At 46.4% G+C, this 14,440-nt stretch carries 7 protein-coding genes; 4 read left to right on the forward strand and 3 right to left on the reverse strand.

Annotated elements, in window-relative coordinates:
• Positions 1-96 precede the first annotated feature (96 nt).
• Positions 97-1,143 (reverse strand): hypothetical protein, encoded by a 1,047-nt coding sequence (locus tag ACSHX2_RS07600; RefSeq protein WP_435692146.1) that lies wholly within the window; start codon positions 1,141-1,143, stop codon positions 97-99.
• Positions 1,144-1,275: 132 nt separating this feature from the next.
• Here ACSHX2_RS07600 and ACSHX2_RS07605 point away from each other — a divergent pair, with 132 nt between their 5' ends.
• On the forward strand, positions 1,276-2,454 hold the full coding sequence (locus ACSHX2_RS07605) for a BamA/TamA family outer membrane protein (RefSeq protein ID WP_435692147.1): 1,179 nt from the start codon (positions 1,276-1,278) through the stop codon (positions 2,452-2,454).
• Positions 2,455-2,514: 60 nt separating this feature from the next.
• On the forward strand, positions 2,515-3,240 hold the full coding sequence (locus ACSHX2_RS07610) for a substrate-binding periplasmic protein (protein ID WP_435692149.1): 726 nt from the start codon (positions 2,515-2,517) through the stop codon (positions 3,238-3,240).
• Positions 3,241-3,250: 10 nt separating this feature from the next.
• On the opposite strand, the gene ACSHX2_RS07615 is transcribed toward ACSHX2_RS07610, so the two are convergent.
• Positions 3,251-4,408 (reverse strand): 5-(carboxyamino)imidazole ribonucleotide synthase, encoded by a 1,158-nt coding sequence (locus tag ACSHX2_RS07615; protein WP_435692151.1) that lies wholly within the window; start codon positions 4,406-4,408, stop codon positions 3,251-3,253.
• Between the two features lie 12 nt (positions 4,409-4,420).
• On the reverse strand, positions 4,421-4,903 hold the full coding sequence (purE, locus tag ACSHX2_RS07620; RefSeq protein ID WP_435692153.1) for a 5-(carboxyamino)imidazole ribonucleotide mutase: 483 nt from the start codon (positions 4,901-4,903) through the stop codon (positions 4,421-4,423).
• A 232-nt stretch (positions 4,904-5,135) separates the two neighbouring features.
• Between purE and ACSHX2_RS07625 the strand changes: the two genes are divergently transcribed.
• Complete coding sequence (locus ACSHX2_RS07625) at positions 5,136-5,552, forward strand: RNA-binding S4 domain-containing protein (RefSeq protein ID WP_435692155.1); 417 nt, start codon at positions 5,136-5,138, stop codon at positions 5,550-5,552.
• 174 nt (positions 5,553-5,726) lie between these two features.
• Positions 5,727-14,435 (forward strand): tetratricopeptide repeat protein, encoded by an 8,709-nt coding sequence (locus tag ACSHX2_RS07630; protein ID WP_435692157.1) that lies wholly within the window; start codon positions 5,727-5,729, stop codon positions 14,433-14,435.
• Positions 14,436-14,440: the final 5 nt, after the last annotated feature.

Here is a 14,440-nt window from a genome sequence, read left to right on the forward strand (position 1 = left end):
GAGTCGAACCGGCCTCTTGAGCCAATGCGAATGGAGCACTACTGCAGATCAACGCAACAGTGAGAGAAGTAGAGGTTCGCTTTTCCATCGCTCTTTTTATTCACTAGGGAGTTGTACTTTACCTGCATCATAATCCACCAGCCACTGCTGACGTGCTGCTAGATTCACCTTCAGCTCCTGAATCCTAGTTTGTTCCTCACGGAGCTCTTCATGCTTCTTCGTGATGTGGTAGATATCATCGCGGAAATCGTTCATCGCATCATCGAGTGATTGATCAAGGTCCATGGCTGCACGCTGACTGATCTGCTTCGTCTTTGGCTGAGACACTAAAGTGTAATCTTCTTTTTGACGTTTGCGGTTCGCTAGCACTTCTTTGTAATGACCAAGCTCAGACTCCATAAGCTCACGTGATTCGGGCGAAACATTAGGGTCCTTGAGGCGGTCTTCTACGCCATTAGCAAGTGTCTCGTAGCGTACAATAGATTCATCAAGAGCTTTCTTGACCGCATCACGCTGCTTCTTATTCATAGCAAAGTTACGCTGGTTTTGTTTATACGCTCCAGAGATTCTTTCATTACTATTCCAGTTCCCCGCACGGTCCCACCCGCCACGACCTGTACGCGTGTATTTCTTAATATTGGGATCTTCTTGAGTAAACGACTTAGAGAGTAGCAACACCTGTTCGACACGCTTTTCGGAGAGCTCATTATTCCGCTCTACATCCATTTCGATTGCCTCCTTTGGAACATTTGGATCATTTTTTCGAAGATCACGAATCAATGCAGCACGATTATCTTGATAGTTTTGCATGCTCTTCACGAGTTCTTTCATCACTTTGATTTTCTCCTGACTCACAAGATACTGAGAATCTTGGGAATCACTCACTGAGGCAAGCTTGTTAACGATTCCATCAACCTTCCCCTGAAGGCGATCATCAAGGCGCAAAACATCCTCAGTAATTTCCTGAAGTCGAGCATCGCGCTCTTCAATGTATGCTTCCAAAGAAACTATTGATTCCTTGCGCTCTTCAATCGTCATTGGAGACGCTTTTTCCTCCGTCGCTGGAGTCTCAGAAACTACCTCTGCCATCAAGGGACTGACAGTCAGAGCTAAAATAGAAAATGGAATCGATAGTGTTTTCATTGCATCAAAGTCATCATACTGACAGTTAGAGTGCAATCTCAATATCGAGGGTCTTACTTCGAGAACCATGTGAAGTACCATTTTTTGCATTTCATCTCCAAAGGGAAAAGATACTCTTACGGCTCACTGATTATGAAAGCGACTCCCCTTCTCACCAGCGCACTCATTTATTCTTCCACACTATTAGCTGAAGAAGGAGTCATGCCAGAGAATCCAAGCCAGCTAGACATAAAAGAGGAAATAGGCTTCAGCTTCACAGGTGACGACGGCTTTTTCGATATAGGTGAATTTCTCGACAAGCCTTTTGGGTTTTACCCAGTCATCGTCCCAATTACAGAACCAACAATTGGTTTCGGAGCAGCTGTCGCACCAGTTTTTATGAACCGCCCAAAGGGCCGTAAGAAAACTGATTTCTACGCCTTAGGTGGCTTAGCAACCGAAAATGGCACTGAAGGCCTGTTCGCATTTTACTCAGGCTACCACCTCGAAGAGCGCCTCCAGATCGAAACTGCACTCATCGGAGCCTCAGTCAATCTCGACTTCTACGGCCTAGGCTCATCCATCATTCCTAGCAGCAACCCATTGAGCTATAACATTGATCTCAAGGGTGTCCAATTGGCTGGAGAATGGAGAGTTCAAGAAGATTCACACTGGTATATGGGTCTGAAGTACTTTTATGGGAACTCCACAGCTTCCGTCCGCAGCTTCCCGGGAAGCGAGTATCTCCCAGCAGAAATTGATCTATCAGCTCTCGGAGCGAGCACTGTCTTCAGCTCCTTTAATACGACTCTCAGCTACGACACGCGTGATAACATTTTCACCCCCACCAAAGGGCAGGTCTCGGAACTTGGCGTCCTTTGGAACCAAAAAGCATTTGGTGCCGATAACGACTTCCAAATCCTTCAATTTCAAACACTCCACTTTCACCCACTCATTGAAGACAAACTCTACCTCTCAGCTAGGGGAGATTTTAAACAAAGCTTTGGAGACATTCCCTTCTATCGCCAACCCTACCTTGAGCTTCGCGGTGCGCCCATAGCACGCTACCAAGGAGATGGAATCCTCCAAGCTGAAGCCGAGCTGCGTTGGCAACTGCATGAGCGCTGGAGCCTATTAGGTTTCATCGGCGCAGGTAACTATTGGCTAGAGAAAGGCCCTTTTAGCAGAAATGAAACTATCATCACCGGCGGTGCTGGATTTCGCTATATGATCTCCAAACGTCATGGAATGCATACCGGTGTCGATGTCGGTTTTTCCGAAAATGACACTGCGATCTATCTCCAGTTTGGTCATGCATGGCCACGCACCTAAACGCTCAGCTAAGATTAATAGTACACAAGCTCATCGCTATCTGCTACGCTGCAAGATGCGATGAAGGCTTTACTCAGATTTCTAACACCCCTTCTCCTCAGCGCCACTATGCAGGCTGAAGAGATTAAAATAGCTACCGATGTTTGGGAGGGCTACACGGCGAAAAATGAAGAAGGCTTCTATTTCGACCTCCTCAAAGAAATTTACCCCGAACCCGAATACACGCTGAAGATTCAGTTTGTGCCCTTTAAACGCTCCATAAAGCTGCTCATTTCTGGAAACGCTGACATCCTGTTAGGTGCCTATCCCGAGGATATTCCACGAAAATATCAATCCACTCACCCGGTCGAGGCAGATAGTATCAGTGCCGTTGTCCCCCAAGCTATTTATAGTAACTGGAAAGGAAGTGAGTCTTTAGCTAAAAAAAATGTCACTTCACGCACAGGTTATAACCTCCAAAAATATGTGCCTAAAACAACAAACTACACTGAGATCACGTCTCTTAAATCCATGTTACTCATGCTCAAGCGGGGGCGTACTGACGCCGTCCTTGATTATGAAAAAGACATCCAGCTCTTATGGGAAGAAACCCAACTCGGAAACGATTATAGGCTGATCACAGACTTTGCTCACGAACTCGTTTTCTTTGGGTTCTCAGATAAACGTGATGACCTCAAACAGCGCTTCGATGCCGAGTTCAAAAAGCTCTATCAGTCCGGTAAATTAAAAGCTCTCTTTCTGAAACACAATCTTGCCGCAGATCGTGTCCCTGAAATCGATTACTGAACTGTAGCAGTTAGGCCTTTTCAAACAACACGGAGCGTAGCTTCTCGCTCTCAGCCAACGCTTCATCAAGCGTAGGAGCCACGAAATTCACGTGACCAAGCTTGCGGCGTCCAGCTTTCCATTCTTTCTCGTAGAAATGCCATTTCGCAGAACTCAGAGCTGCGATCTCAGGATTCGCAAAAGCATCCTTATCGCTTTTCCAAATATCACTCAGAAGATTCACCATCACCGTAGTCCCATGCGGGCGGGTATCGCCAAGAGTCAGTCCACAGATCGCGCGCACGTGTTGCTCGAACTGCGAGGTCACACAGCCATCGTTCGTAGCGTGACCAGAGTTGTGCGGACGTGGTGCGATCTCGTTGACCAGCACATCGCCATTCTCCATGACGAAAAGTTCCACTGCGAGAATTCCCACATAGTCGAGCCCTGAGACCACTTTTTCAGCGAGCACTTTAGCGCGCTCAGCCACGGCGTCATCGACACGACCAGGTAAAATGGAAACATCTAACACATGGTGGCGGTGGATATTTTCAACAATAGGAAATGCTTTCACCTCGCCAGCAGCATTGCGTGCCACGACGACGGAGCATTCCATAATGAAAGGAATAAAACCTTCCACCACAAGGCGGCAGGAACCATTCCAATCAGCCTTGCAGTTTTCTAAATCTTCTACCGACTTTAGGCGCCACTGGCCTTTGCCATCGTAGCCATCGGTCGCAGTCTTCGCCACGCAGTTACCTGCTAAATCGTGAAATGCCTGCTCTAACTGTTCAGCAGTGTCGACCACGCGAAACTCCGTTTGCGCAGCATCTATAGAATCAAGGAAACCTCTCTCTAGCTCGCGGTTACCAGTGATCTGCACAGACTTTGCATTCGGACGAAGCTCGACCTTAGACTGCACGTCCTGCAGAAGTGCTGGCGGAAGACTCTCGGTCTCCACGGTCACGACGTCGACCATTTCGAGAAACTTGGCCTTGGCAGCTTCGTCATCGTATGAGCTGTCAATCACTAGGTCGACCTCACGGTCAACAGCAGAACTATCCGCGCCACCTGACCAAGCTACCACCTTGTATCCCAGCGGCAGAGCAGCTTGCGACATCATACGTGCCAACTGGCCGGAACCGAGAATACCAATCGTAGAACCGGGAAGAAATACCTGATCAGACATGAGGGACAAAAATTAATCTTCGAGCTTCATTTCAGCGACCATCTCCGCCATTTCTTGGCGGTAAGCCTTAAGCTTCGCATTCAGCTCAGCGTCATGGCCAGCGAGTATGCTCACTGCGAAGAGAGCTGCGTTCGCTGCACCTGCAGGTCCGATCGCGAAAGTCGCAACCGGAATACCCTTTGGCATTTGAACGATGGAAAGAAGGGAATCTTGGCCGTTGAGAGCGCTAGATTTCACTGGGCAACCTAGCACCGGAAGTGTCGTGATCGCTGCGATCATGCCAGGCAAATGCGCGGCACCACCAGCACCTGCGATGATCACTTCAAAACCTTTTTCCTCAGCCTGCTGAGCAAACTCCACCATGCCAAGCGGCGTACGGTGTGCACTGATTACTTTGGCTTCATATGAGATGCCAAATTTGTCTAATGCCTCAGCGGCCAACTTCATTGTCGGCCAATCCGAGTTACTGCCCATCACGATTGCTACTTTTTTCATTTGATCAGTTCGTTGTTTAGTTCGGCACCCTAGCCCGCAGACCACGAAATGCACGACTTTTATGAAGGCTGCGCTTGGCTTCAGTTTGAGGTATTTAATGATGAGCTTTTCTCTCGATTTCGGTACAACCTAATCCCTTTATTTTAGTCAAAAATTCTAAATCAAATGCAACCACGCTGATGCATCCTTGCTATTTGGAAAAAATTTGGTGATTTTTAACAGTGTGGAAGAAATGACATCAGTCCGTATCGATAAATGGCTCTGGGCCGTGCGTCTCTACAAAACCCGAAGCCTAGCCGCTCATGCGTGCAATGCTGGAAAAGTGAAACGTTCAAGCGCCTCGGTCAAAGCCGCAGCAAAGGTGCAGATCGGCGATCACCTCGACGTACCTACGCATGAAGGACTGTACAAGCGCCACATCGAAGTCACTGGCCTCTACGACAAGCGCGTCAGCGCACCTCTCGCTCAAGAGGCCTACGTCGACCACACTAGCAAGGACGTGCTAGAAGAAGCCAAGATCAAGCGCTCAGAGAAAAGAGCGAACCGCATCCTCCGCAAAGAAGGAGACCAAGGCCGCATGACGAAAAAGCAAATGCGCGACTGGAAGAAAGGTCTCCAATCTTATAAGCGAGAGAGAGAAGAACCCTAACAGGATCATTTCTTTCAGAAGCCATTACAATTGATGGTCTATTTTCCCCTTGCTGAGAGACTATTTTCCAGCACTCTCTAGTCGTCTATAAACGTTTGTTCTGTGTGCTCACATTGTTTGCTGTCTAGTGAAAGAGTCTGCGGCCGACATATCCCACAATACTTCCATCTACTTATGAAAATGCGCCTCACCACTCTAGCATTTGCGATGTCGCTCGGACTTGCATCTCTCCACGCTTCCCCCGAGCCCAGCGCCAAGGTTCTTAAGTACCATAAAGCCCTACAGTCCAGACCTCTCAATCAGCAACTCTTCGAGCGATTTTACTCCACTTGGCTTGAAGAACAAAACCTTGATGCTCTCGGGTCATTCCTAAGTAATGGCGATGAAAAAAACTGGCAGCACTGGGCACTACTATCACGCTATCAAATGCGTCGCGGCCTCAACGAAGAAGCAATTACCTCTCTAGGCAACGCAATAGCTCAAGCACCTTCAAACGAAGAGATGCTCCTCATGCGCGCGAAGCTCTATATCCGTAACCTCGAGTTTCCGAAAGCCATCAATGACCTCGAACAAATCAAGCCCACAGACAATGAGCAATCCATCGAAGCAACGCGTCTGTTAGGCTCCGCTTATATTCGGGTCAATGAAGTAGAAAAGGCGTTAGAGCTTTGGTCAAAAGCGATCAAACTCAGCAGCGCAGGAATTGATTTTGTCGATGCTGCTGCCACTGAAGGAGAGTTTGCGAAAGCTGCGGAGCTGTGTGCCGAGCTCATCGATATTACCAAGCAACCTTATGAAAAGGTGCGCTATCGTATCCGACTTGCAGAGCTGCAAAGCGCGGGTGAAAAGCACAAAGAGGCACTCGCGACTCTCACAACGACGCTTAAAGATACTGGAAATGACTCATGGTTAGAGGAAGATATTCTCCGTAAAGCTGACTCTATATTCGACCGCAAAGGCGACCTGCCAGGTCAGATCGACTTTTATAAAAAGCTCTACTCGGAGCATCCGTATCGCTCTAACATTAAAAGCTCCTACGCCTTCTTATTAGCAAGCAGCGATCAATGGGGTGAAGCAAATAAGCTCTTTAAAGAACTTCTCCAAAGCTCACCTGATAATCATGATCTAAGACAAGATTACATACTTTTGCTCACTAGCGCAGACAAGAATCAGGAAGCTCTCGAGGAACTCGACCTCATTCTAAAACAAAAAGGGAATTCCGATAACCTACTGCTCCAGCGTATTGCTCTTCTTAAAAAATTAGAGCGGACTGATGAAGTCCTTTCAGTCCTTGAACTCATTGCAAACGCTGCAGAGGAAACAGAAACCGACCAAATCCGTATCGCCCACCTCTACCTTCAGAATGATTTAAAAGATCAGGCTGAGGAAATCCTCAAAGCTGCAGCCGCTCCTGTCGATGCACTCACCGCTAAAGAAGCTCTAGCTGGCTACTACTTGACTGAGAACAAAACGCAACTCGCTGTCGAAACACTCAAACAAGCGCTACCGGCTGCAGACATCGAAAGTCTCATTCGCCTTACTTCTTCGCTCTCTAATGCCGGAGAACCTGAGCTTGCTTATGATTCATTACTTGAGAGCAAAGAAGCGTTCGCTAGCGATGCTCGCTACCTGACAGCTCTCTGTAATCTCGCCGTGTCCGCCCAACAAGAAGAAGACTCACTAGATTACGGCCTTGATCTTCTCCATCTAGCAGAGCGCTCCCAGGAGCTAGAATCCGCCATTAGGATCAACCTCAAACTCATAAGACGCTCCGAGTTGGAGGACCAGACCATCAAGCAACTCGAAGCATTAGAGGCTCCATCCTCACAAGATCTATGCCTACTTGCGACTCTTTATGCCATTGAGGATATCGACCGTGCCAACAAGTTTCTAACCGAGCAAAATACTACAGAGGACGTACTCATCACCTCCTATCTCGCCACACTTCTCATCCAACATAAAAGAACTGATGAAGCTACAGAGATTCTTGCGAAATTAGTAGAAACCGCAGATGGCCGCAATGGGTCCTTCCTACGAAAGCTTGCCCAGCTCCAGAGATCTACTGGGAGAACTGATGAAGCACTCGCCACCGTCCAGCTTTGGAAAGAGATCTCACCCAATGATAAGATTGCTTGGATTTGGGAAAGTGAGTTGTTGGCTAAAAATGGAGACTTGCCAAAGGCTATCTCCACACTTCGACGTGCTAGCACCCGCTTTGAGCAAGCAAGTGACCTCCAAACTCTCCTCAGCAAAAATTACCTATCAGCTGGAATGTACCAGGATGCTTATGACGTCCTTTGGAAAGCATTCGAAAATGCACCCTCCGTAGAGTCAAAGTTAGATTGGTCCAAACAACTTGTCCGACTCAGCGGTGACTTAGCACAGCTATCTGAACTTAAGTCTACCTTCCTCCAGCGCAAAGCGGGCAACCCTAAATCTATCGCACCCATCGTGGCTCTGATTCAGATCGCGGACTACGAAAACGACCTCGACACGAAAAAAGAATACACTCTCGAAGCTCTCCGCCTCCAGCCCAAAAGCGAGAACCTCCTCTACTCTTTGGCTGAGATCGAGGAGCAGCTCGGAAACCTAGTCAAAGCCGAGAGCTACCACACGCAGGCCTACGAGATCACACATTCCCAGCAAGCGCACAGCAAACTCATGCGTTTCTATTTTCGCACTGGCCAGGAAAATAAAGCCGTCGCACTCCTCCAGCAAGACCTCAACAAAACTGACCTGCGAGAGCTCGAAACCACTGCTAGAGAACTTTACATGCTCGGCTATCTCGAAGCTGCGATCTCCAGTATCGAATCCGCAGCCACAGCAAACCCTGACGACTGGCGCCTCAACTATTTACACGCCATTCTACTTGAAGATGCTGGTTACACCGAAAAAGCCACTCAGAAATTTATCACCCTACTCAATGCCTCAGGTGTAGTGGATGGTTTCGATAGGAATCAAAATAACCTAATTCAATCAAGCCAACCTACTCCTATAAATGATTTCAGGAACAGCTTTTACAAAGCCTACATCCACCGTCAGCAGATAGCTAATTTATCACGGAGATCAAACCCGAAAATAGAGGACACTATCGCACTTCCGGACTCAGCTGAAAGCACCCAGAGCTTAGCGTCTGTCCACCTCCTCAATCTTGCAGGATATTTAAATGAAGGCGCTGAACTGGAAGCCATTTACAGAGCCCTAGATGCTACTGATTTCAAAGATCCACATATAGCCGTAGAGCTAACACTCCTATCAAACCTTTACTCGGATTCACGTAGAAATAGAGGGACATTCTTTCTTAAACCATTACTCGAAAAATACCCACAAAGTGAATTTCTCTTCCTAGTAAACCCACACTTCGCTTCTACATTAGAACCCAGTAAAGCCGCGGCAGCAGCCACATATTTCACCGATTCTCCAAGCATTTCTGTTCAGGCTGCAAGCTCACTTCTTTCCGATAAATCCGACCAAGATCAATTCGATCTAGGGCTCAAAATAATTCGCTCCTTCATCAACACCAGTTCGGACGAGGAGCATTCCTACCTATTTGACCCTATACTTTCAAAGCTCTGTATCGCCCTTCTTCATGCACAGCACCACCTCACGGATGAGAGACAGCAGCAACTTCAGACACTCGCACAAGAAATTTTTGATCGCTCTCTTCATGAGCCGAACCGCGAGCACTTTCATTCACTTTGCGGCAGCCTAAGTTACTTTGCTGTAATCGGAGATCATGAGAGAATGCTTAGTCTTTTCAATCATCCAAAAGTGATAGAACAGCTCAATGATAATAAAACCTTCTCTCATAAACGAACAGGAAATGATCATGGGTACCTTCTTTATAATGTAAAAAACGCCCTCGATTACGCGATTAAACTGCAACTACAATATCGCAATATCGCCATTTCTCAAAATGAGAGCTCTACAAAAAAAGAGATCGAAAACATCAAAAAAATTGAAGCTTCTCTTCGACATATTGTCGAAAATGTGGAATCAGAAATCCTAGCTTTCAAAATCCATTGTGAACTCGAGCAATACGATCAAGCGCGTGCTATATTAGTGAAGGCGAGAGAAAACAACGCTATCGATGATTTCACAGCTCTAGCATTCTTAATTTCTCTCGAAAGAGCTGAGGGTAACTTCGATAAAGCAGCTAACGATGCAATAGAGCTTGGAAAAAAAGCGACTGACCCATACTCGATCACGTTTGCTGACGCTTGTCTCCTACTCACAGTCGGTGAGATCACATCCGGGGATACCTCAAAATACACTCTACAGATCACTCAAGCCTTAACTCGCTTTAAATCTAGTAAAGAAAACTACGTTCAACACCATGTCGCAGAACTAGTTAAAAGATTCGATGTGAAGTTACCGCAAACACGCTTGGTAAACAGGGATGTCGCTCAGAAACGCGAGCAAAAACTAAGAAGTATCATAGGTGTTCCACTAGAGGAACAGTACAAACGCGTCGCATCCATCGCAGAATCCGGCAATAAAGAGTCTGCTGCAAGACTTGCGATACGTCTACTATTGCAACGACTCGAAATACAGAACGATTCATCCAACGGACTCGAAGAACTCGTCACTTGTATCCAAACGCACCAACTCGAAGAACTCATTTTCGATACTCTCAAGGTCAATGCCGAGTCCAGTGCCCTACGAAACTCTCAATATGTAACTGTCCTAAAAATCTTAGGTCATCATACAGAGGCTATTGAGGTCATTAAATCCTTAGAGGACGCGCGTAGCCCAGAGGCTTATAATACACTCCAGATTGCGCACGCCACCTACCGTGATGATCCCAAAGAAGCTCTAAATTTACTTCAATCGATCGACCCCGATCAACTGGCTTTTTCCTTCTCACACACACCAAGTGTCGCAAACCTAGATGTCGACTCATGGATAGAGTGGTGGACTCTCATTGCTGATTTTTCCTTAACCTTGGAGAAAAAAGAGAATACATCCATGCACTGGCTCATCCCGATGGCATCCCAGTGCAACAGCTATAAACGCTTTGGTAATAGTATATATTTTTATGACATTTTCTCCCGCCAACATGATGCAAAAGAGCAACAAGCAAGGCGTACAGAAGCCGGTGTGAAATTAGCAAAAGCGATGATGCGTTTCCCAGAAACAGCGTCTTATGGATTTAAAATGCTCACACTACTCAAGGAAAACAAAATCATCACAGAACAGCCTGACGAAAACTGGCTCCACCAGTTCATTCAATCTGGCGCTCTATCCTACGAGGACACGAATCCTTCTTCAGCCTCCAGACATAGCGATAACTTTAGCAATCAATACAATAGAAACGGACTAGGAATAAGCTTTGCTGCTGTTCTCTGTAAATCTCTTAAGAAAAATGGTGCGGATTCTGTCTTACCTAAGTCATTCCTCTCTCAGCTTAGTGACTCAAAACTAAAAAATTGTCTCCAAACTCTCATCAATCTCAACAACGCCAAAGGCGTGCAATTCGAATCCCTGCTGAAAGAGACCCAAGAAAAATGGTCAGAGGGGAATCCAATCTACCAAGATCTCGCACAAAATCTCGAGACTCTTAAACCCTACACCGTACAGCAGCTGAATGAAGCATTAGAAGAAATTCTTCCTGAGCTCGGTAAATTTGCTCAACTCGACTACCAAAAGCAAAGAAATCTATTTAATCAATTAAGCCAGATTTTCCAATCGACTCTTGATGACCTCAGTCGAAAAGAAGCGGTAACTCTCTACAAAAATATTGCCGAACACATCCTAGGTGATCGTGATCAATGGAAGTACCATAAAGGTCAAGAGCACGGCTATGCACCGTACGTGAGCCTCAACAAAATCGCTTCCATGATGTCACAAAACCCACGCTTGGCACTAGTCATGGCCCAAGCATCTTGGGAATTCAACATCCCCTATATTCACGGCACTTACTACGCCACCAATGACATCAGAAGAGATGCCTACAAGTCTGTGGAGGAACGAATCGCCGCACTCGATGATCTTGGTCTTCTCAATGAACTTGAAGACTTCTACCCCATTACGGTCCAAAGAGTAAGTTCAGAAAATATCTTCAATGCTCAACGCCTGGAGTCCGGCCTCACCGATCTCGCTAATCAATTTTCACATAAGGAAGAGTGGCAACTTGTTGCCGAAAAACTCCTCGAACGGGAAAACCAGACATTCGGCTCCCTTCTCACTGCGGCCCTATTGATGAAAGAGGTAGAGCAAAAAAAAGCTACTGTCCTCAAAGCCTTTGAATCCCACTCTTCCGAACTCCACACACTCACAGAATCACAGCTGTTAGCCTTAGATGTGACACTTGCGAAATACCTCCCAAGCGGTGCTGAAAGCACTAATGCTAATCTTGATAAATTTACCCTCCGGCTCGAAAAACTGGCGAATCAAAAACGCCTCACCCAGGCTAAAGCACTGAGTGAACAATTGCTCTCAGGCTCCGCATTCAAGTCCTCAAACAACCATTATCAACTCATAAACTCCATTGCAGACTACAGTGCTCATCTTTATGCCAACCATCCAGAAGAAGCCTTCACACTCCTAAAAGAGTTCCACAGCGCATTTCAAAAGCAGCTTAAAGAAGGCGGTACCTACACTAGAAATAACTCGAGTAACTACGCTGTAAAATCACTCTATGAAGACGCGCTAAATGATATCTTTTTTAAGCTAAAAGAGCTCAATGAATTTAAGGAATCTAGAGCGACTATCTTTGCATTCGTCACTGACATCAACAATGACCCATCACTAGAAACCCACACACATTGGGCGAATGACGTGCTAAGAGATCTTGAAAGATTAGTCGACGCTGATGCCAAAACCCTCAACGAAAATAACAAATTACCACGTCATGAAATCATCACTGCTCTCGTAGAAAAGTACAGTGCACTCCCCGAGCGACTTCACCCCATTGCCTCGGCTGCGCTTTTACTATCGATGCTGGATGATTCTGACTGGAGCATCGAACTCGATGACCCCATTCTACTCTCATGGCAAAACAAAGCGGCAGAATCAGTTCTCTACCGTGCAGCCTACCTCGCCGCTCAATTTAAAGTAAAAGATGAAGACGAGGAACAAGCCAAGAGATCTCTAACAAGTATTAAGCTAGTACTAGAAGACAAACAGATCCCTGTTGCCTGCCGTTTGGAGCTCATTGCGGAAGCAATTTACCGTAATAAGTACCTGATTGGACAAGATGCGTTCAATCTCACCGTGCTAGAAGTACAGAAGGAACTGCTCAATACACACCGCAGTGCACAGACGAGTATTCAGGAGACATTACTCGAGCGTTATGCTTCACGGATCAATGACTTCCCCGATGCGAAAACGACGGTAAATGCCATCTTCCGCACATGGTTAGATGCCGCTAAAAAACCTCTCAAAGGTGAAAAATTAGCCATCTACCAACGCCTTGCAAATCACGCCATCACTCTAGCCCTACGCACAGATGACTTAGACAGCATGAAATGGCTGTTAGCTAATTCCTCGCATGACTTACAAGGTGAAATCCCCATTCTTATCGAACTCATCCGCATGGAACAGTTTACACAAGCTAGGCGTTTACTCCCTCTGCCTGGAAAACTCTACCGCGAGTGGAGCTCTAAAGCGTACTATGACGAAGGCTTAGAAGAGCAGCTTGCCGCATTTAAGGAATTCCTCAATAAACCCACAACATTCTACCGCCTCGAATGTGAGCTACTTCATTGCGATGCGGATAATCAAAACTACAATAGTTCAGAAAGTGTTTTCGCGCGTACCGAACGACTAAGTAAGCAGTTTGACTCTATCAAGCTCAATAAATCGGTGAAGATAGAAGCCCTCGCAGCCCTATGTCTCAGCCATACAGGCCGCACTATCAATGCTGACCATATAGCCTCCATATTGGAGGGTCGCTCCTTTCTTACCACCTTCAAAGAGTACTCAAAGAACTCTTCTAACCGTGAATTAGAGTGGCTACTCGACTTTTTCATATACCGAGCCTCAACAGCTATCGCACTTGGTGACTACGCCCCACTCGAAGAGATCGTGACCAGCTTAGAAAAAACAGCTCAAGACAGCAACCTTTCCTACAGAACTCGCACCTACCAAGCTAAGCTTGGCACCTACACTGGAGATGCAACGGTAATGGCAGTTCAGAACCATTCTGATGAGCAGTTAGAGGTCTACCTAAAACTCCTCAAACGTCTCGCGCTCAATGCCCACAGGAACAAACTCACGGACAACAAATGCAAGACGACACCACTCGCCTACGCAAAACTTGTGTCGTCTAAGCTTGGTAAACGCGCTGAAATGGATGACTGGGCAACTCAAGCGAAGCTCTTACCAGATGCCCAAAAGACATTCACAGAGTCGATGAAACTCGCAAACATCCTCGTCTACTATGCATGGAATGTAGATTATGATGACTATTGGCTCCACCCAGACAACAAAGAGCATCGTCTGAGTCTCTTCACTTGGCTTCTTTCGAACCAAGAAGTGGCCGAAAGCATGCTAGCTAACCGTTACTGGGCCGCAAAATATTTACGAAACAACGGGCTCACTGAAGATGAAGTTTCAGCTTTAACGGGTACAATAGAGGTCAATGCAGACCTTAATAAGGCTCTACTGACCTACAGAGCCACCTTATATTCCCAGAAAAAGGAATATGATAAAGCTCTCACTGACTTCAACGCAGCTATAGATCTCATGCAGGATCAAGACTCGCGTTGGGATTCGTATTACGACGATGCCGTGCTCAATGCCGCTGAGATCTACTTAAAAACAAAGCGGATAGAAAAAGCGCGTGAATACGCAAAATATTTCCGCACCAAGGACACTAGAAAAAATAATATAAATCGCAGGAAAAAGCTCCATAAAGCATTGAAAAACAAAAACCCATAAACCCC

Source organism: Rubritalea sp. (assembly GCF_051252225.1).
Lineage (GTDB): Bacteria > Verrucomicrobiota > Verrucomicrobiia > Verrucomicrobiales > Akkermansiaceae > Rubritalea.